Below are 20,160 nucleotides of genomic sequence, written 5' to 3'. Positions count from 1 at the left end.
AACCATCCTATGATTTTGATATTGGAAATTTAGAGAAAGAAATTGAAAAACAATAATTTTATTTTAAAAGAGTTTTTAGACAATGCTTTTAATTTGAAATCACATTTAATGGAATACTTATCTATTAGAGAATGTGATTTAGATGGATTCCTTTCAAATGCAAAGATGAATTTGGCAAATTCACATCCTGGAGATGCTTTGAATGATGTTTCGGATTTTTATACTGAAATAGTTGGAGATCGGCATGTAGCTGATTTAGCTGCTTGGCATCTCACGAGTAGAGAATACATCGCTGATACTTTAAAACTTCAGCAGAGATTTTCTAGAGATTTGGTTTTAGATTTTGGAGGAGGAATTGGAACGCATGCCTTAGCTAACGCTATGTCTTCAAAAGTTGAGCATGTTTTTTTTGTAGATATTAATGAGACAAATAGAAACTTTGTTGAATACAGGGCGAAGAAATTAGGAGTCGAAAAAAAACTTACTTTTTGCAAGACAATTCAAGATACACAAATATCTAAATTTGATACGATAATTTGCCTTGATGTTTTGGAACATCTTGCTGATCCAGCTTCACAAATTGAGATTTTCAATGAGTTTATGGATCCTAATTCTATTGCTTTATTTAATTGGTATTTTTTCAAGGGAGAAAAAAATGAATATCCGTTTCATATCGACGACATTCAAATTGTTGAAAAATTTTTTGAGACTCTGTAATCAAATTTTTTAGAAGTTTTTCATCCTATTCTTATAACTACAAGAGCTTATAAGAAAATTAGATAACTATATTAACTCTTTTTCTATTTCTTAAATTTCTTTTAATGCTTTCGAAACTTACGGTTCCTTCTTTGAGTGCAAAAAGGGTGTCATCTTTACCTTTTCCGACATTGATACCAGGCAAAAAGGATGTACCTCTTTGGCGGATTAAAATTGATCCAGCAGTTACTTTTTCTCCGCCATAAGCTTTCACACCTAATCTTTTGGAATTTGAATCTCTTCCGTTTCTAGTAGAACCTGTTCCTTTTTTATGTGCCATTAGAATTGTTTAATTTGTAGATTTTTCGGATTTTGGTTTAGTTTCCTTTTTGACAGTTTCCTTTTTAGAAGAAGACTTAGGAGCGCTTTTACCTATTGTAATAGATTTTACCATAACTCTTGTAAGTTCTTGTCTGTGTCCCATCTTCCTTCTTGTCTTTTTTTTCGGACGCATCTTGTAAACAAGAATCTTCTTATCTCTTTTATGAGAGACCACTTCTAATTCAATTTTGGCGTCTTTAACGTAAGGTTTACCAACACTTATTGAGTCTTTATCCTTCAAAAGTAAAACTTTTTCAAGTGTTATCTTGTCTTTCTCTTTTGCATTTAACCTGTCTATGTCATAGTATCTATCAACTTCGAACCAAAATTGTTGGCCTGAAGTTTCTGCTATTGCATACAATTCACTACTTTTAGAAGAATTGTTTGAGGATTTTTTAGAGTTTGTCATATCTTAAAGACGCTATTAGGCTCAAATTAATAATTTGATTAAGCCCAACAAGCAATCATAATTGTTTGTTTATTTTCTTATTTTGTAGTGTAATAAGTCAAGGGTTTTTAAATCTTTCATATCAAATCAGGAACTATAACGATGGCTGCAAGGAAAACATATATTTTAAAACTCTATGTTGCTGGAAATACTCCTAATTCGATGAGAGCTTTAAATACCTTAAGAGAAATTTTAGAAAATGAATTTAAAGGAGTTTATGCTTTGAAGGTTATTGATGTACTTAAGCAACCACAACTTGCAGAAGAAGACAAGATTTTAGCCACCCCAACCTTAGCTAAAATTTTACCGCCACCAGTGAGAAAAATAATAGGTGATCTTTCAGATAGAGAGAAAGTTTTAATTGGTTTAGATTTACTTTTTGATGAATTAACTGAAACTGAATATAGTGGAAATAAATAATAGTTTAAAACTTTATTTTCAAGATAAATTCAAAATTTTTTTTAATTTTGTTTAGTTAGGATAAAACTATGAATGATAAGAAAATTGGCAAATCAAATAAAATGCAAGTACAAAAATTACCAACTGGAATAGAGGGCTTTGATGATGTTTGCAGGGGTGGGCTGCCTGTATCTCGAAGTACACTCGTTAGCGGTACCTCAGGAACTGGTAAAACTGTTTTTTCACTACAATATTTACATCATGGAATTTGTAACTTTGATGAGCCTGGAATCTTCGTAACATTTGAAGAATCCCCTTTAGATATTATTAGAAATGCAGCTAGTTTTGGTTGGGACCTACAGGAATTAATTGATCAAAATAAACTTTTTATTTTGGATGCTTCTCCTGACCCTGATGGTCAGGATGTAGCGGGTAGCTTTGATTTGTCTGGTCTTATTGAGAGAATTAGTTATGCAATTAGAAAATATAAAGCTAAAAGAGTTGCAATAGATTCAATAACTGCAGTCTTTCAACAATATGATGCTATTTACGTTGTTAGAAGAGAAATATTTAGACTGATAGCAAGATTAAAAGAAATAGGTGTAACAACTGTTATGACTACAGAAAGGGTTGATGACTACGGACCAATTGCTAGATATGGAGTAGAAGAATTTGTATCTGATAATGTTGTCTTATTAAGAAATGTTCTTGAGTCAGAAAAGAGGAGAAGAACTCTAGAAGTTTTGAAGTTAAGAGGAACTGTACATATGAAAGGTGAATATCCATTTACTATGGGAACCGATGGAATAAGTGTGTTTGCACTTGGAGCAATGAGATTAACTCAGAGATCCTCAAATATTAGGATTAGCTCTGGAGTTAAAGATCTTGATGATATGTGTGGAGGAGGTTATTTTCAAGATTCCATTATTCTCGCCACTGGAGCTACTGGTACAGGTAAAACAATGCTTGTATCAAAATTTGTTGAAGATGCTTATGATAATAATGAAAGAGCAATACTTTTTGCATATGAAGAATCTAGGGCTCAATTACTAAGGAATGCGACTAGCTGGGGAATAGACTTTGAAAAAATGGAAAGTGATGGATTATTGAAAATTATTTGTGCATATCCTGAATCAACTGGTTTAGAAGATCACTTACAAATTATTAAAACGCAAATTAATCAATTTAAACCAAAAAGAATGGCAATTGACTCTCTCTCTGCATTAGCCAGGGGTGTAAGTTTAAATGCATTTAGACAGTTTGTAATTGCTGTTACCGGTTATACCAAACAAGAAGAGATAGCAGGCTTTTTTACTAATACTGCAGAAGAATTTATGGGGAGCCACTCTATAACTGATTCTCATATCTCAACAATTACGGATACGATATTGTTACTTCAATATGTAGAAATAAAAGGTGAGATGGCACGAGCTTTAAATGTGTTTAAAATGCGGGGATCATGGCATGATAAACGAATTAGAGAATTTATTATTACAAATAGTGGCCCAGAAATAAAAGATTCTTTTTCTAATTTTGAACAAATATTTAGTGGTGCCCCTCATAGAGTTGTACCTGATCAAAATGTTCAAAATGTTTTTAAAGGATTAGATAAAAATTAGATAATTTCTTTTATTTCAGAACCTGAAAAAGAATCCGAATTATGAAGAGCTTTTGTCAACAATTCGTCTTTATCAGATTGTGCTAGAGATAAATCAAACCAGAAAGTTGTTCCGACTCCTAATTCACTAGCCATACGAATCTCACCACCATGTTTTTCAATTATTCCCCGCACTATAGATAAACCTAAACCGGTACCTTGCTCAGTATGGACGGAATTCTCTACTCTATAAAAACGATCAAATATCTTTTCTTGATCAGCCTGAGATATTCCTGAACCAGTATCAGCAATTTCAATTCTTACTTTTGGTAGTGGGGAAACTAATTCACATTGGGGAGCTGCATTATTTTTAATATTTGGAGGGAAGGCAGGACAGGAATCCGGCCAAGTATAAGCTCTTATAATTAAGGAGCTATTTTTTGGACTGAATTTCAAACCATTACCCAGTAAATTATCAAAAACCTGTAAAAGCAAATCAAAATTTCCAAGAATCGGCGGTATAGTTTCCTCTATTTCATGAGCTAATGAAACATTTTTTTCTGTAGCATTAAGTCTATAATTTCTAAGAGTTTGTTCTATTGCTGGTTTTATGTCTATTTGCTCTAGCTGAACAATTTTTCCAGACTCCAATCTTGATAAATCTAATACATCATTTACCAGCCTTGTTAACCTATCAGTCTCTGAATTTGCAATTCCTAAAAATTCTATTTGTTCTTCATCAGAAAGCTGATCTTTTAAATCATGTAAGGTCTCTACATAACTTTTGATATTAAAAAGTGGTGTCCTTAATTCGTGAGAAACATTACTAATAAATCTATTTTGTGCAGCGTTAAGTTCAACTTCCCTAGTTAAATCTTGGATAGTTACAGCAATTCCTTTTAATTCAACTTTATTTGTATCTAAAACTGATTGTAAGACAATCCTTAAGGTTCTTGCTGGTTCTCCTAAACTGAATCTTAAATCGTCCTTTTCTTTTTCCCTGTTTAAAATAGATTCTATATTAGTATGTAAATCATTAGATAAAATCTCGGGGATTTCATTTAAAAAATATTTACCTTCTAAGAATCTTCCTTCCCAGCGAAATAATCTCTTTGATGTTGGATTAGTAAGTACTATCTTACCTTTTGAGTCCAATAATATGGCACCATCAGCCATTGTAGCAATTAGCGATTGCTGTTTGATTTGTGCTGCTTTTAGTTCTTCTATGTTAGCTTCATCATAATTTTCTAACTGTGTGGCCATTCGGTTAAATCCATTTAAGAGTTCTCCTAGATCACCTGTCATAGGTAAAGAAATTCTGGACTTAAAGTTACCTCTTGAGATTTCTCTCACACCTCTTACTAACTCTCTTACGGGTCTAGTAATTGTTAAAGCGTTAAATACAGCTCCGAGTATGACTAAAACCCAAATGGAGATAAAAACTGCAATGGTTACTTCTCTAGTTAAAGCAGCACTTGCTAGTGCTTTTTTATTAGGGGTGACTCCCAAAGCTAACGTTCCAAGATATTTGCCCTTCCACAACATTGGGACAAATACATCTGTTACTTGACCTTGAGGAGTGGCATGCTGTCTAACCAGAGGGAATTGTGGTCTTTTCTTTAATTCTGAGGGCAATTTTAATCTTCTAGTGAGCTGGAACTGACTGTCTGAGCTTGTCGGTGTCGCACTGATCGGTATCCCAAGTTGAACAATATCTTCAGCATCAGTAAAGAATATGTAGCGCAGGTTTCGACTTGACCTCCAAAACTTTTCAGCTACATTTGAAATTTCTTTTTTCTGGTTATTCGCAACTAATTCTGTAACATTCCCAGATAACAATAAGCCAAGATCTCGAGCATATCTAGTATCGTTCATTCCAGCATCTCTTTGAATACTATTTAAAGCAAAAAAAGTTATTCCTGTCATTAGGAGGCTCACGACAAGAGTTGCTATGGCTAACAACTTTGTTCTTAAACTAAACCCACTCCACCAAGCAAGGATTCCATTAATCCAATAGTTATTATCCATAACTTCGTTATCAGTGATATTGTATTTTCTATTTTCTTGATTATTGGTATCCACCATGAGCTTAATTCTCCTTGGAAAAGTTTTTTCTGACTTGATGACCTATGTCATTTCTGAAGTAAATACCTTCAAAATCAATTTCTTTTAAATTTTTGTATGCCCTTTCAAAAACCATATTAAAATCTCTATCTTGACAGACAATACTTAAGACTCTTCCTCCATCAGTTAATAATTTCCCATTTGCACTTAAAGAAGTACCTGAGTCAAAAATTTGACAATCATTTGAGTCAATCTTACCTATTTTTATTTGAAAACCAGTTTTATATTCGTGAGGATAACCTTTTGAGGTCGCTATTACACAACCACTAACTTTATCAGAAGTACTAATTTTTTCGTCACCAGTCAAATTTCCCATTGAGCATTTTTCTAAAAGAAATACAAAATTTTGATCCATCAAGGGCATGATTGTTTGGCATTCTGGATCACCAAATCTGCAATTATATTCTATAACTTTGGGTCCAGATTTTGTGATCATTAACCCAAAGTAAATTACGCCTCTATAGTCAATATTTCTTTTATTGAGTTCGTTGATTGTAGGTTCAATTATCTCTTTGATAATTTTATCAAGGTAATCTTGTGTTAATAATGGTGCAGGCGAATAAGCTCCCATACCTCCTGTATTTGGGCCTTTATCTTTCTCGTTAAGCCTTTTGTGATCTTGTGCGGTTGGAAGTAATGTATATCTCTCTCCATCACATAAAGCAAAAACTGAAACTTCTGGTCCTTGAATTTTTTCTTCTAAAACAACTATATTTCCAGAGTTGCCAAATTTACCATTAAAAATTGATTCTGCTGCTTTGAAGCATTCATCTTTTGAATTAGGAATAAAAACACCTTTACCAGAAGCTAAACCATCAGCTTTTACTACTAGTGGGATTGATGATGAATTGATAATTTTTTTGGCTTCTTCTAAAGAGTTGACTTTCCAAAAGTTTGCAGTTGGAATATTTGCTTTTTGCATAAATTCCTTAGCCCAAGATTTGCTAAATTCTAATTTTGCTCCATCTTTGTTAGGACCAAATACTTTAAAATCTTTTTTTCGAAGTAAATCAGCTAATCCATTCGCAAGAGGTATTTCTGGTCCAATTACAACTAAATCTATTTTAAGAAAATCAAGCTTTTCGACCAGTTCATTTTCATTATTTATATCAATTTTAATTCTTTTACATTTATTTATTCTTTCTGAACCAGCGTTACCGGGTACTAAATAAACTTTTTTGACTAATTCATTTTTTTGAATAGCCCAAGCTAAAGAGTTTTCTCTCCCGCCATTTCCAATTATTAAAATATTTTCTAATCTACTAAAGCTCTTAGAACTTGGTGAATGAATTCCCATATAGTTGTTTCTTTAAGGTTATGAGGTTTCGATAAATAATCAGCTAAAATGAAATCAAATCTTTTGAACTTGATCTCTAATAATTATGTTAATTACAAAAAGTACTTTTAGTAATCACAATTAGGTCTTAAATTAATGAATAATAAACATGAGTTAATATATGAAGGAAAAGCAAAAAAAATATTTACGCATGATGATGCTGATAAAGTAAAAATTGAATTTAAAGACGATGCTACAGCTTTTAATGCTTTAAAAAAAGAAAAATTTGAAGGGAAAGGCAAACTTAATTGCTTAATAAGTGCAAGAATTTTTGAGATTCTCATTGAGAAGAATATTCCAACACATTTTATTCAACTCGAAAATGAAAATACAATGATTGCAAAAAAAATAAAAGTAATTCCATTAGAAATTGTTCTAAGGAATACTGCTTATGGTTCTTTATGTAAACAAACGACTATAAAACCTGGAACTTCTCTATCAAAACCATTAATTGATATCTACCTTAAAAATGATGAACTTAATGATCCTCTTATTACAAAAGATAGAATTAAATTAATGAACATATTAAGCTCTGATGATTTAGAGTTAATAATTAATCTAACTTTAAAAGTTAATGAAATTCTGAAAAGTTTCTTTAAAAATATTCAACTTCAGCTTGTAGATTTCAAGTTGGAATATGGTTATGATCTTAAAAATAACATTCTTCTGGGAGATGAAATAAGTCCTGATAATTGTAGATTATGGGATCTAAACCAAAAAAATGGTACAATCGTTAGTCTAGATAAAGATAGATTTAGGAATGATTTAGGTGGTTTAATTGAAGCTTATAGTGAAATTCACCGAAGAATTAACAATTTTCTTATGCCTAAATGAATAAATATTAACTTAATTTATTTTCATCAAAAGTATCATGCAAAAACATTCTTCAAAATTTGGAAAGGTTTTCACAAGTGTTGCCTGTACTCCCTTGATTTTAATATCAAATAATTCAGAACTTGCGGCTAAGTTTTTGCCAAATGACGTTGATCAATTAATAAAAACCTTAGAAATACCAAATCCTAATAATGATTTTTTTAATGGGATTGATATCAAACAAGAGAAGAACTTTCTTATTGCTGAAAATAATAATGACAATAATGAAGAAAGTGTTCTTATCTCAGAAATAATTATCGAAGGTTGGGAAAATCATCCTGAGGGAAGAAAACTTGAATTGGCTGCATATGATTCTATGAGCATAAAGCCTGGAAGTATTGTTAATAATCAAATATTAAATCAAGACCTCAATGCAATATATGCAAGTGGTTGGTTTTCAGGAGTAAAAATAAATTCCCAAGAGGGGCCACTAGGCGTGAGGCTAATAGTAGAAGTAGTGCCAAATCCAATTTTGAAGAAAGTTGAACTTAAACCAAAAAACTCTCTAGTCTCTAATGAATACGTAGATGATATTTTTAATAATTATTATGGAACAACTCTTAACCTGAATGAATTTCAAAATAAGATAGAAATAATAAAAAAACGTTATGAAAAAGAGGGTTATTCTCTAGCTAGAATAACTGGCCCAGAAAGAATCTCTGAGAACGGTGTAGTAACATTAAAAGTTTCTGAGGGCATTATATCTGACGTAAAATACAGATTTCTAGGTTCTGATGGTGAAACTATTATTGATGGAAAACCAAGAAAAGGGAAAACAAAAGATTGGGTCATAAAAAGAGAATTAAAAACACAATCTGGTTCAGTATTTAATAGAAAAATTTTAGAAGCTGATATTGGTAGACTCTATGCCACTTCATTATTTGATGATGTAAAGGTTTCTCTCGGTCCTGACAATGTAAATCCTGGTCAAGTCATAATATTTTTAGACCTGAGCGAGCAAAGAACGGGATCATTAACTGGTGGACTTGGTTATAGTAATAGCTCAGGAATCTTCGCCACGATTGGTTTGCAGGAAACAAATGCACTAGGAAGAGCATGGTCTACAAATTTAAATCTAAATTTTGGAGAATATTCAACTACTTATAATTTTTCATTATTTGATCCTTGGATTAAAGGTGATAAACATAAAACATCTTTTAGAACAAATCTTTTTGCAAGTAGAGATTATCCACAAGAATTTAAAAGTGAAAAAAATGGGAGATTTTATGCAGTAGATGATCAAACTCCATCTAGCTCTGATACTTTTTCATCAGTAGTTTTAGAAAATACAGGTGGTGGATTTTCTTTCTCAAGGCCCTTAAATGGTGGAGATCCATTTAAGATCGCTAAATGGAGAGTTCTTGCAGGAATGAATTTTAAAAAAGTAAAGATGATTGATGGCGATGGGAATAATAAACCCTATGGAGATAGGACGCCAACCACAACCAGAAATAATATAAGCGATATTATTTGTATTGGATTTACTCCAAATGATGGTTCATGTCCTGATGAAAATACATTAGTTAGTGTTATTGCAAGTGCATCTAGAAATAATTTGAATAACTCCACCAATCCAACTTCAGGAAACAAATTAAGCTTTGGTACTGAACAATTTGTCTCAATGGGAAAAAATTCTCCAACTTTTAATAGAATGAGAGCCTCATATTCATTTTTTATACCAACAAAATTAGTAAATTTAACGAAAGCATGTAGGTCTAGTGATGCCACTAGTGAAGAGTGTCCTCAAGCTATTGGGTTTCAACTTAAGGCAGGAACTATTCTTGGGGAATTACCTCCTTACGAAGCATTTTGTATGGGAGGGACATCATCTATTAGAGGATGGGGATCGTGTGATTTGGCTGTAAGTAAAAGTTTTGTTGAAGGCACCGTAGAATATAGATTCCCTGTTTGGAGAATGATATCGGGAGCCTTATTTGTTGATGCAGGAAGTGATTTGGGATCTCAAAATGATGTCCCAGGAAAACCTGGTAAATTATTGCAGAAATCAGGTTCTGGTTATTCGCTTGGAGGTGGAGTTGGGATTAAAACGCCAATTGGTCCATTAAGGTTAGATATTGCCAGCAAGGACCTAAGTGGAGATACGAGATATACACTTGGAGTAGGATGGAAGTTTTAAGTGTTTTCTTGGCCTGCTAATTATGATTTCTGCTATACCCTTGCTGGAGTTATCTCTAGAGAAGGTATAGGTCTTCATAGTGGAGAAAAAACAAGAGTTATAATTTCTCCTTACGACAAAGAGGGGTATTATGTTTCTTTTAAGGAAAAACCTGGTGAGATTTTCAAGCTTACTCAAGATTTAATTGGAAGTACTATGCTTTGTACGGCGGTTAAATTAGGGGGTAGAAATTTGTATACTATAGAGCATTTATTATCTTCACTTGCCGGTTGTGGCTTGAGTTATATACACATTGAGGTTGATGGGAAAGAGATTCCTCTTTTAGATGGATCGGCAATCCAGTGGGTTAGAGATTTTGAAGAAGTAGGGATAAAAAAGGCACCTAGACCAGATAATTTCTTTCAAGAAATTAATAAATCAATAATTTTAAATAAAGAAGGCTCAGTCATAGCAGCAACTCCTTCTGAAAAAATTACAATTATATCCACTATAAGTTTTGCCTATAAAGCAATTGGAAATCAAACTTTTGTGATTGATTTAAATCCAAAAAGTTTTGTTGAAATGATCGCTCCTGCGAGAACATTTGGTTTTAAAGATCAATTTCAAGAGTTAAGTGAACTTGGATTAATAAAAGGCGGAAGTTTGGACAATGCCCTTGTATGTGACGATGAAAAATGGGTTAATCCACCATTAAGATTTGATGATGAACCAATAAGACATAAAATTTTGGACCTCATTGGAGACTTGGCTTTGGTAGGGTTACCTAAGGCTCAAATTTTAGTCTATAAAGGATCACATTCTTTAAACGCTTTGTTGGCCTCATCGCTAAAAAATTAACTTTATTTTTAATTGTTTTGGAAAAGAAATTATCCAGTGAAAAAAATCAACTTTCCTCTGAGCACATACTAGGTTTATTACCTCACAGATATCCTTTTGCTCTTGTGGACAAGGTTATAGAGAATATTCCAGGGGAGAGAGCTGTTGCAGTGAAAAATGTAACTCTGAATGAGCCTCAATTTCAGGGACACTTTCCTGAGAGACCCTTGATGCCTGGGGTTCTTATTGTTGAATCAATGGCTCAAGTTGGTGGAATTATTGTAACGCAAATGCCCGATCTTCCAAAAGGGCTTTTTGTTTTTGCTGGAATCAATAATGTTAAATTCAGAAAACCAGTTGTGCCTGGAGATCAATTGATAATTTCTTGTGAGTTATTGTCGATTAAAAGACAAAGATTTGGGAAGGTTAAAGGTGAAGCTTACGTTGATGGGAATTTGGTTTGTGCTGGAGAATTAATGTTTTCATTAGTTGATTAGAGATATGGACCTTAAAAATACTGAATCATACTCAGACTTTAGTGGTGCAAAAGTTCACCCAAATGCGTTTGTTGATCCAAGTGCCGAATTACATGACGGGGTTATTATCTCTCAAGGAGCTGTTGTTGGTCCTGATGTGACTATCGGGAAGGGATCCGAAATAGGACCGAATGCAGTTATTTCTGGAAGAACACAAATTGGTATGAACAATAAAGTTTTTCCTAGTGTTTTTATAGGTCTTGATCCCCAGGACCTTAAATATAAAGGGGCCCCTACCGAAGTAATTATTGGAGATAATAATACTTTCAGAGAATGTGTAACTATTAATAAAGCAACTGATGAAGGCGAAAAAACTATTATTGGCAATAATAATTTGTTGATGGCTTACACTCACATCGGCCATAATTGTGAACTTGGTAATAAGATAGTTTTATCAAATGGTGTTCAAGTTGCAGGCCATGTAAAAATTGAAGATAAAGCTATTATTGGAGGTTGTTTAGGTATTCATCAATTTGTACAAATTGGATATTTAGCAATGATTGGAGGAATGACTAGAGTTGATAGAGATGTACCTCCTTTTTGTTTAGCCGAAGGGCATCCAGGAAGATTGAGAGGTTTGAATAGAATTGGAATTAAGAGAAGTGGTTTATTAGACAATAAAGATTTTGACTTAAAAATTCTTCAAAGTACTTGGAATCTTCTTTTCAAATCTAATGAGTCGATTTCAAGTTCATTAGAAAAAGTAATGAAAGGAGAATTAGATCTTTCATCTTCAAAATTATGTAGTTTTTTAAAAGAGTCAATATCTAACGAAAGAAGAGGACCAATGCCCATAGTGAATTTATGAATAAAAAGATATTTATAAGTACTGGAGAAGTCTCTGGAGATTTGCACGGAAGTCTTTTATCAAAAGCGTTATTAGATGAAGCCAAAAAAAAATCTATAGATTTAGAAATTTGCGGATTAGGTGGGGAGAGAATGCAGAAAGAAGGTGTAAAAATTCTTCAAGATACTACTTCAATTAGTGCAATAGGAATTTGGGAGGCTTTACCTCTGATTCTCCCAACAATAATAATTCAAAAAAGATTCTATAAATTACTAAAAAAATATCCCCCAGATTGCTTAATATTGATTGACTATATGGGTCCCAATATAAAAATTGGTACTAAATTAAAAAGATCGAAGACAAAAATTCCAATTTTTTACTATATTGCTCCCCAAGAGTGGGCTTGGAGGATTGGGAATAATACTACAACAAATCTAATAAAATTTTCTGATAAAATTTTTGCGATTTTTAAGAAAGAAGCAGAATTTTACAAAAAGAGGGGTGGAAATGTTTTATGGGTTGGGCATCCAATGATTGATTTGACAAAAAAACTTCCTCTGAAGAAAGATGCTAGAACTATTCTCAACCTTCGCCCAGATCAAAACATCATCCTTTTAATGCCCGCATCAAGACCTCAAGAATTGAAGTATATATTACCTACTTTTATGAAAACGGCTAAAAAATTACAACAAAAATATCCAAGTTTGGTTGTCTTTATCCCCTCCTGTCGAAGTACTTTTGATGAAATATTCAAAAAAGCCTTAAGAAAATATCAAATTAAAGGATTTGTGATTTCTCAAAAAGATAGCACAAAATTAAAGCCTCACATTTATTCGCTCACTAAAATTGCTCTTTGTAAATCTGGGACAGTTAATATGGAATTAGCTTTGTATGGAATTCCACAGATCGTTGGTTACAGAGTTAGCAGGGTAACTGCTTTTATTGCTAAAAAAATTCTCAATTTCAAGGTAAGATTTATTTCCCCAGTAAATTTGTTAGTTAATAAATTAATAATCCCTGAGTTTGTGCAGAGAGAATTTGACGAAAAGAAAATTTTCTCCAAATCTTGTAAGATTCTTGAGAGGAAGTCAGAAAAAATAAAAATTAAAAAAGGTTATGCTTTTTTAAAAAAAGAATTGGGAGAAAATGGCGTAGTCCAAAGAGCTGCTAAAGAGATTATTAATTCTATTATTTGAACTTTATAATAAAAAAATGAAATATTTTTTACCTCTCATAATTGCTCTTTCAATATTTATCCACCCTGTAAATGCTTTTGCAGAGGAATTGATTCTTGCAGGAGGTTGTTTTTGGTGTTTAGAACATGATTTAGAGTCATTAAAGGGCATAAATTTTGTAAAAAGTGGATATTCAGGTGGAGATTTACAAAATCCTACCTATGAAAATCATGAAGGACATCAAGAAGTGGTTTTGGTGGACTATGATCCCCAATTGGTAATTTTACCAAAGATACTTAGGCTCTATTTCAGAAATATTGATCCTTTGGACAGCAAGGGTCAATTTTGTGATCGTGGAGATTCTTATAGGCCAGTGATCTTTTTCAAAGATGCAACTGAGGAAAGTGATGCAAAAAATGCTATCGTTGCGGCCTCTAATGAGTTGCGAGTGCCATTAGAAAAATTATCCGTAGAACTAAAATCAAAAAGTCAATTTTGGTTGGCTGAAGAATATCATCAGGATTTCGCTGAGAAAAATGAACTAAAGTATAAGTTTTATAGATTCTCTTGTGGGAGAGATCAGAGGTTGGATAAATTGTGGGGTGATAACGCTAGATCAACAAATCTTTGGAATGAATAATTTTAAATTTAGTTATTTATTTTTAATCCATTGAACAAGAGTTTTAACTCCAAAACCGGTTGCACCTGATGGATTAATCCCCTTATTCTTATCAGTCCAACAAGTCCCAGCAATATCAACATGAGCCCATTTAATCTCTGGATCAAAGAATTCCTCTAAAAACAAAGCAGCAGTTATTGACCCACCTGCTCTAGGCCCCGTATTTTTCATATCAGCTATATGAGACTTTAGCCCTTCTTTATAAGATTTTTGTAAAGGCATTTGCCATAATTCTTCACCAGCCTGGGCTGACGCAGCTTTTAGATCATTTGCTAGATCATCATTATTGCTCCAGAATCCAGCTACGTCATTTCCTAATGCCACAACAATAGCTCCTGTTAAAGTGGCAAGATCTATTATTGAATCCGGTTTTAAATTTGATGCGTAAGTTAAAGCATCAGCTAATGTGAGTCTGCCCTCTGCATCAGTGTTATTTATTTCAATTGTCTTACCATTAGATGCCTTGACTACATCTCCAGGATGTACTGCAGATCCATTTATCATATTTTCGCAGGATGCCACAATAAAATGTATTTCTAGTCCCTTTGGTTTTATTGCTCCAAGTGCTTTTGCTGCTCCTAAAACAGCAGCGCTTCCACCCATATCATATTTCATCATCTCAATTTGAGAGGCTCCTACTTTCAGGTTGTATCCTCCAGAGTCAAAGGTTAAACCCTTCCCAACAAGCGCAATCTTTTCTTTAATAGGCCCATCTGACTTTAAAGTAAGATGTATAAATTTAGGATTTAGATCAGAACCTTTTGCTACAGCTAAATATGCACCCATTCCTAAATCTTCACAATCTTTTGCCTCTAAAATTTTTACTTCCAAACCATGATCTTTAGCTATTTGAGAAGCTTGTATAGACATTTCCTGAGGCGTAAGACTATTTGGAGGGGCTGCTACAAGTCTTCTAGCTAGTTCTACACCTTCACATATTTGTGCTGTCTCTTTAAAGCTAATATTCTCAAATTTTTTTAAATTCAAAAACTCAATTTCTTTAAGAACTTTCTTTTCATCTTTTTTCTTGTTGAATCTGTTGTCCTTATAGGCAGATAATCTGGCTGACTCTGCTAATTGATTTATTTCTAGTTGTGAATTTATAAATTCCCAAGGTAGCAAGATGCTGATTTTTTCATTTTTATCAATGGTTTTCCTAACTAGATTTCCTATAGAGTTTTCTATATCACTTTTATTAAGGTCTTTTGATTTGCCAAGACCAACTATGATTAAAGTTTCTAATTTTTGATCTAGAAATTCAAAGCTTAAAGTTTTTCCTTTCTCTCCTTTGAAATTTTTTTGAGAAACTTTTTTTAGTAATAATTTTGGGTCAATAACAAATTTTATTTTTTCAAGTTGGCTCGCAATTTCTTCTTCTAAAACTCCAAAAATTAATGAAGCACCTTGCCAGTTATCTAGATTTTTTTGGAATGTGGAAAATTGCATTTTTTAAATGGATTTAATTAACTTTTAGTTGTTTATGAAAGTGGTTGCCCACCTATCTCGAGTTTCTTTATTAAAAGGTGGTAACCATAAATATATCAGTTGCTGTTCTAATTTACGTCTTAATTTTACTTCTTTTGGGACATCTAAAAAGAAACGAATATCTTGGTGACTTGAGAGTTTGTTATGAGCTAGGGCCTCTTTGTAGTTCATTAGGTAGTTTTTACAGTCATGTTCTCCCTTCCATCTTTTATTTGCTGAATTTGTTTCTCCTATATAAAGGATAATTTTAGAATTCTCCATCGAGTCAATTACAAAATACATTGCTGGACCATTGTGTATATATTGATTAGTTCTCCAGAAGTTCAATGATAATGGCTGCAAGGAAAACGGATCAATTTTTCTCTCATTGGAAATTGTACTTATAGGAAGACTTGTTTGGCGAAAAGTTTTATTGTGAGTATCTTTTGAAATTTTGTACTGGTGATTATATATTCTATTTCTCCATTCAGTTAGGATTTCGCCTTTGATTTTAAGATTATTTGAGTTTTGAAAATTAATTGATGTATTTACATTTGAACCAAATAATTCAAATTGTCTATTTTGCTTTGAAATATTATTTACGTTAAATTTTTCCAATATTTATGAAACATGTCTACTAAATTTAATTCTGAAAAAATATAAATCAAAGAATTATTTATAAACTAAAATTTATTAATGTTCTAATCAATTTAAAAGATTCTTGTTATCTTGTAATTGAGCCTTAATCTTGCGAAGTAAAAAAATAGAAATGGGATTTTTTGAGTCAGACATCGTTCAAGAAGAAGCTAAAAAGCTTTTTACAGATTACCAAGAACTTATGAAACTTGGTTCTGATTATGGAAAATTTGACAGAGAAGGGAAAAAAATGTTTATAAAAAAAATGGAATCACTTATGGATCGCTATAAAGTTTTTATGAAGAGATTTGAATTGTCTGAAGATTTTCAAGCAAAAATGACGGTAGAACAATTAAAGACACAGCTAAGTCAATTTGGGATTACCCCTGATCAAATGTTCGATCAAATGAATAAAACCTTAATAAGAATGAAGGATGAACTTGATAAAACTTCTTAAATTTAACTGTTAAAGATTCATGTCAGATAATTTAATATTGCCATCATGGCTGTCAAGAGGAATAGAAGAATATTTTCCAATTAAAGGAACAGATCAAACCTTTTCGGAGATAATTGATCATGCGAAAAAAAATAATAAAAAATTAAGGGTTAAACTCGGGATCGATCCAACTGGAACAGATATTCATCTTGGGCACAGCATATTGTTTAAAAAACTTAGGGCATTTCAGGATAATGGACATATTGCAGTTCTAATTATTGGTGATTTTACTGCTCAAATTGGAGACCCAACCGGAAAAAACAAAACAAGAGTTCAGTTATCGGAAAAACAAGTTAAGGATAATGCAAAAACATACTTAACCCAACTAGGGATGGGAAAGCCAGCTAATGAATCTATTTTAGATTTTGATTCAAAAGATAGAATAGAAATTAGATATAACAGTGAATGGTTAAAAGGATTAAATCTTAACTCTATAATCGAATTAATGGGGAGTGCAACAGTTAGTCAAATGCTAGCTAAGGAGGAATTTAATAAAAGGTACACTTCGCAAGTTCCAATTGCTTTGCATGAATTCTTATATCCACTATTACAAGGTTACGATTCGGTAGTCGTTCAAGCAGATATTGAGCTTGGAGGTACAGATCAGAAATTTAATATTGCAATAGGAAGAGATCTTCAAAGGCATTTTAAACAAGAACCCCAATTTGGTGTTCTGCTGCCAATTTTGACAGGTTTAGATGGAATTAAGAAGATGAGTAAATCTGAATTTAACACCGTCGGTTTGACTGAAGATCCTCTTTCAATGTATTCAAAATTAGAAAAAGTACCTGATAATTTAATACCTGCCTATTTTGAATTACTTACTGAATTAGATTTAAGTTTTCTGGAAAACTCAAATCCTCGTGAATTACAGAGAAGAATGGCTTTAGAAGTTACTACTTTATTCCATGGGGATGAAAAAGCATTAAAGGCGCAATCAAACTGTGAAAAATTATTCCTTGGACACAAAGAAAAAGTTGGAGAAATTCCAGAGATTTCTTTAAAAGAAGTAGTTTTTCCAGTTAAGCTTTTTTACTTGTTAAGTGCTCTAAAACTTTTCAAATCTAGCAGCGAATCCAAAAGATCTATTAAAGGTGGAGGTGTAAAAATTGATAGTGAGAAAGTAATAAATCCTGATTTGGTTTTTAATTCAAAAAATGATTTGGAAGGGAAAATTTTGCAAATTGGAAAAAAAATAATTAAGAGGTTTGAAAACTGAAAATTGATGAATAAAAGATTTAATTCAGAAGATAAAATAATATTGGCAATTGATGGATTAGATGTAAGTCAAGCAAAATTACTTCTGGAAAAATGTCCTGATATTAAGTGGGTGAAAATTGGTTTAGAGCTTTTTGTTAGGGAAGGTCCAAGAGTTATTGAAATATTAAAAGGTTTAAATAAAAAAATTTTTTTAGACTTAAAATTTCATGATATTCCAAATACCATGCGTGCAGCATGTTTCCAAGTCTCAAAATTAGGAGTTGATATAATCTCTATTCATTCTTCAGCAGGTCTAAAAGCCCTTAAGGAATCGAAGAAAGCCTCTTTAGAAGGAGCCAAATCATTAGGTGTTAAGCCTCCATTTGTTGTAGGAATAACTGTTTTAACAAGCTTTTCTCTTCAAGATTTTCAAACTGATCTTGATAGAAATAATTCAATTGAAGAAAATGTATTGAGACTTGCAAAATTGTCTTTTGATGCTGGATTAGATGGATGTGTTTGTTCCCCTTGGGAGGTAAAAATGTTGAGAAATATTTATAAGAATAATTTTGAACTTATTACACCAGGCATTAGATTAAATATTGACAGCAAAGATGATCAAAATAGAATTATGACTCCCAATGAAGCTATAGATAATGGCGCTTCTAAGTTGGTCATTGGTAGATCAATATCAAAAGCTATAGATCCTAATAAAGCTCTAATAGAAATATTTAAATCTATTGAGTCTGATTAATTTTGGATTCTTCTCCCTTAAGCAATCTTGTTATGTTTGTTCTATGTTTCCAGATTACTAGTAATGCCACAATTAAACTTATAAAAAAATATGAGTGCATAAATTTACCTAGGTAAAAAAACATAAAAATAGGAAGTAAGATTGCAGCTGAAATACTTGATAAGGAAACATATTTAGTTTTTGTTAGGACTATTAAAAAAAAGCCAAGAGATGCGAGTCCAACTTTCCAAGAAAGAGCTAAAAACATACCTAATCCAGTTGCAACAGCTTTCCCTCCTTTACCTCTAAGCCATATTGGCCAAATATGTCCTGAGATAGCTGATATCCCTGCTATAACTTCAATTAATCCTTGATCTGTATAATATTGAGCAATTTTTACTGCAATAAGGCCTTTCCCTAAGTCAATGATAAATACAAAAAGTGCTGGCCATTTCCCGACATTTCTTAAGACATTTGTGGCACCTGTAGATCCAGAACCTATAGTTCTTAGATCTATATTTTTGAGATATTTTCCAATTAAAAAACCTGTCGGAAGTGATCCTAAAAGATAACTTGCAAAAATTATTAAGATATTCATAAAGTTTAGTTTAGTTCAAGATCATCATAAATTTCATTATCTGAACCAGCAAATGCAACCCACAATGGGAATTGAAGTATTGGAATTTCAACAGAGGTTTCTGCCGCATCAATGATAATAAATGGCAATTCTTCATTCGCTTCTAATCTATCAGCTCTCTCTATGACACCTTCAGGCCTCTCAAAAAGAACTATCCCACTATTAGGTCCAAAGTCATCCCTTGTGAGACCAAGTGAATCTTGAAGAATTCTTCTCCATTCACCTAATCGTTCAGGCTGCGAAGCTAAAATAAGAGTCTGAAACTGATCTCCATATAATTCTCCAAGAATAGATATTAAACCCGCTGATAATAAGGCATTTTTTTGTCGAGAACCTCTACTCTCAAGAGAACCTCTTCCGCCCATGTTAAAGAACCAATCATCCATAATTTCTATATCTGATGAATCAAGACTCCGCCTTAATTTCCAAGGTTCTGCATAAAAATCAGGTTGTTCTGTAAAACTTGAAAAGCAACTTTTTATAATCTCTTCATCTGGCTTAAATGTTTCAGAAAGAGCGGGAACATTAACTACATTGTTTGTACTATTGTTTTCCTTTTTCTCATCAAGGGGAGAAGGCTTTACAATGATAGGTTGAGAAACTAATTCAAGTTTTTCTACGTTTTGTGAAAGATTCTGCAAAGCGCCAGTTAAGTACTCTTGAAAGCCTTTAACTCTTTTAGCAATATTATCTGACTGTCCTTTAAAATTTGACTCAATATCTTTTTCGATTTCATTTTTTTTTGTTTCTAACTCTTTTATTTCTCTAACTAAATTGTCTTTTCTTAAGACGAGATCCCTAAATATTTCATTAGAAATTTCATCAAAAGATTTAGTTGGTTTGCCGTTTATTGGTGTATTTTTTTTATTTTGCGCTGTATTTTTCTTACTAATTTGCTTGGTTTTATCATCTGAAATTGACTTATCTATTATTAATTCCTTTTCAGGATTATTGTCGGAAATTTCTGTATTAGTCATTTAAATAATTTTGATGAATAGGAAAAATCTTAA

20 protein-coding genes and 1 pseudogene are annotated in these 20,160 nt (G+C 32.4%); 13 read left to right on the top strand and 8 right to left on the bottom strand.

Annotated features, from left to right (window positions below):
* The first annotated feature begins 108 nt into the window (after positions 1 to 108).
* Positions 109 to 783, top strand: a pseudogene (locus tag SIB45_RS00830) (class I SAM-dependent methyltransferase).
* Here the strand turns inward: SIB45_RS00830 and rpmA are convergent.
* On the bottom strand, positions 776 to 1,036 hold the full coding sequence (rpmA, locus tag SIB45_RS00825) for a 50S ribosomal protein L27 (protein WP_011863458.1): 261 nt from the start codon (positions 1,034 to 1,036) through the stop codon (positions 776 to 778). The pseudogene SIB45_RS00830 and the gene rpmA overlap by 8 nt on opposite strands.
* 9 nt (positions 1,037 to 1,045) lie before the next feature.
* Positions 1,046 to 1,486 (bottom strand): 50S ribosomal protein L21, encoded by a 441-nt coding sequence (rplU, locus tag SIB45_RS00820; RefSeq protein ID WP_011863457.1) that lies wholly within the window; start codon positions 1,484 to 1,486, stop codon positions 1,046 to 1,048.
* 141 nt (positions 1,487 to 1,627) lie between these two features.
* On the opposite strand from rplU, the gene kaiB reads away from it, so the two are divergent.
* Together kaiB and kaiC are read left to right on the top strand one after the other, a co-directional pair.
* Entirely contained in the window at positions 1,628 to 1,945 is a 318-nt protein-coding gene (gene kaiB, locus SIB45_RS00815; protein ID WP_011863456.1) for a circadian clock protein KaiB, read from the top strand.
* A gap of 68 nt (positions 1,946 to 2,013) precedes the next feature.
* On the top strand, positions 2,014 to 3,543 hold the full coding sequence (kaiC, locus tag SIB45_RS00810; protein WP_011863455.1) for a circadian clock protein KaiC: 1,530 nt from the start codon (positions 2,014 to 2,016) through the stop codon (positions 3,541 to 3,543).
* On the opposite strand, the gene SIB45_RS00805 is transcribed toward kaiC, so the two are convergent.
* Both SIB45_RS00805 and purD read right to left on the bottom strand, forming a co-directional pair.
* Positions 3,540 to 5,606 (bottom strand): ATP-binding protein, encoded by a 2,067-nt coding sequence (locus SIB45_RS00805; RefSeq protein WP_011863454.1) that lies wholly within the window; start codon positions 5,604 to 5,606, stop codon positions 3,540 to 3,542. The two genes, kaiC and SIB45_RS00805, sit on opposite strands and share 4 nt — an antisense overlap.
* A 4-nt stretch (positions 5,607 to 5,610) precedes the next feature.
* The gene (gene purD / locus SIB45_RS00800; protein WP_011863453.1) at positions 5,611 to 6,942 is read right to left on the bottom strand and encodes a phosphoribosylamine--glycine ligase; all 1,332 of its coding nucleotides are present in this window, start codon (positions 6,940 to 6,942) and stop codon (positions 5,611 to 5,613) included.
* Between the two features lie 135 nt (positions 6,943 to 7,077).
* Here purD and purC point away from each other — a divergent pair, with 135 nt between their 5' ends.
* Genes purC through msrA form a run of 7 tightly spaced genes read left to right on the top strand, consistent with a single transcriptional unit; the run spans position 7,078 to position 13,945 of the window.
* Positions 7,078 to 7,815 (top strand): phosphoribosylaminoimidazolesuccinocarboxamide synthase, encoded by a 738-nt coding sequence (purC, locus tag SIB45_RS00795; RefSeq protein WP_011863452.1) that lies wholly within the window; start codon positions 7,078 to 7,080, stop codon positions 7,813 to 7,815.
* A gap of 37 nt (positions 7,816 to 7,852) precedes the next feature.
* Complete coding sequence (locus SIB45_RS00790; protein ID WP_011863451.1) at positions 7,853 to 9,991, top strand: BamA/TamA family outer membrane protein; 2,139 nt, start codon at positions 7,853 to 7,855, stop codon at positions 9,989 to 9,991.
* On the top strand, positions 9,992 to 10,828 hold the full coding sequence (gene lpxC, locus SIB45_RS00785; protein WP_011863450.1) for a UDP-3-O-acyl-N-acetylglucosamine deacetylase: 837 nt from the start codon (positions 9,992 to 9,994) through the stop codon (positions 10,826 to 10,828).
* 17 nt (positions 10,829 to 10,845) lie between these two features.
* Positions 10,846 to 11,304, top strand: a complete 459-nt coding sequence (gene fabZ / locus SIB45_RS00780; RefSeq protein WP_011863449.1) for a 3-hydroxyacyl-ACP dehydratase FabZ — start codon at positions 10,846 to 10,848, stop codon at positions 11,302 to 11,304.
* Between the two features lie 4 nt (positions 11,305 to 11,308).
* Positions 11,309 to 12,151: an acyl-ACP--UDP-N-acetylglucosamine O-acyltransferase gene (gene lpxA, locus SIB45_RS00775; protein ID WP_011863448.1), complete on the top strand. Its 843-nt coding sequence runs from the start codon at positions 11,309 to 11,311 to the stop codon at positions 12,149 to 12,151.
* Positions 12,148 to 13,326 (top strand): lipid-A-disaccharide synthase, encoded by a 1,179-nt coding sequence (gene lpxB / locus SIB45_RS00770; RefSeq protein ID WP_011863447.1) that lies wholly within the window; start codon positions 12,148 to 12,150, stop codon positions 13,324 to 13,326. The genes lpxA and lpxB overlap by 4 nt, the downstream gene beginning before the upstream one ends.
* Positions 13,327 to 13,342: 16 nt before the next feature.
* Positions 13,343 to 13,945 (top strand): peptide-methionine (S)-S-oxide reductase MsrA, encoded by a 603-nt coding sequence (msrA, locus tag SIB45_RS00765; protein WP_011863446.1) that lies wholly within the window; start codon positions 13,343 to 13,345, stop codon positions 13,943 to 13,945.
* A 12-nt stretch (positions 13,946 to 13,957) separates the two neighbouring features.
* On the opposite strand, the gene SIB45_RS00760 is transcribed toward msrA, so the two are convergent.
* Both SIB45_RS00760 and SIB45_RS00755 read right to left on the bottom strand, forming a co-directional pair.
* On the bottom strand, positions 13,958 to 15,430 hold the full coding sequence (locus tag SIB45_RS00760; RefSeq protein WP_011863445.1) for a leucyl aminopeptidase: 1,473 nt from the start codon (positions 15,428 to 15,430) through the stop codon (positions 13,958 to 13,960).
* A gap of 24 nt (positions 15,431 to 15,454) precedes the next feature.
* Complete coding sequence (locus tag SIB45_RS00755) at positions 15,455 to 16,066, bottom strand: hypothetical protein (protein ID WP_011863444.1); 612 nt, start codon at positions 16,064 to 16,066, stop codon at positions 15,455 to 15,457.
* A 151-nt stretch (positions 16,067 to 16,217) separates the two neighbouring features.
* Here SIB45_RS00755 and SIB45_RS00750 point away from each other — a divergent pair, with 151 nt between their 5' ends.
* The 3 genes from SIB45_RS00750 to pyrF are packed head-to-tail and all read left to right on the top strand — an operon-like array spanning position 16,218 to position 18,534.
* A complete protein-coding gene (locus SIB45_RS00750) occupies positions 16,218 to 16,541 on the top strand; it encodes a DUF1825 family protein (protein WP_002807348.1) in 324 nt (107 codons plus the stop codon).
* 19 nt (positions 16,542 to 16,560) lie between these two features.
* On the top strand, positions 16,561 to 17,799 hold the full coding sequence (gene tyrS / locus SIB45_RS00745; RefSeq protein WP_011863443.1) for a tyrosine--tRNA ligase: 1,239 nt from the start codon (positions 16,561 to 16,563) through the stop codon (positions 17,797 to 17,799).
* A gap of 6 nt (positions 17,800 to 17,805) precedes the next feature.
* Entirely contained in the window at positions 17,806 to 18,534 is a 729-nt protein-coding gene (gene pyrF / locus SIB45_RS00740; RefSeq protein WP_011863442.1) for an orotidine-5'-phosphate decarboxylase, read from the top strand.
* Here the strand turns inward: pyrF and plsY are convergent.
* Both plsY and SIB45_RS00730 read right to left on the bottom strand, forming a co-directional pair.
* The gene (plsY, locus tag SIB45_RS00735; RefSeq protein WP_011863441.1) at positions 18,518 to 19,111 is read right to left on the bottom strand and encodes a glycerol-3-phosphate 1-O-acyltransferase PlsY; all 594 of its coding nucleotides are present in this window, start codon (positions 19,109 to 19,111) and stop codon (positions 18,518 to 18,520) included. The two genes, pyrF and plsY, sit on opposite strands and share 17 nt — an antisense overlap.
* Before the next feature lie 5 nt (positions 19,112 to 19,116).
* The gene (locus tag SIB45_RS00730) at positions 19,117 to 20,127 is read right to left on the bottom strand and encodes a DUF3086 domain-containing protein (protein ID WP_011863440.1); all 1,011 of its coding nucleotides are present in this window, start codon (positions 20,125 to 20,127) and stop codon (positions 19,117 to 19,119) included.
* Positions 20,128 to 20,160 lie beyond the last annotated feature (33 nt).

The sequence above is a fragment of the Prochlorococcus sp. MIT 1304 genome (assembly GCF_047305015.1).
Lineage (GTDB): Bacteria > Cyanobacteriota > Cyanobacteriia > PCC-6307 > Cyanobiaceae > Prochlorococcus_A > Prochlorococcus_A marinus_E.
Note: the sequence above shows the minus strand (reverse complement) of the source record. Positions and strands in the feature narration are given on the sequence as shown.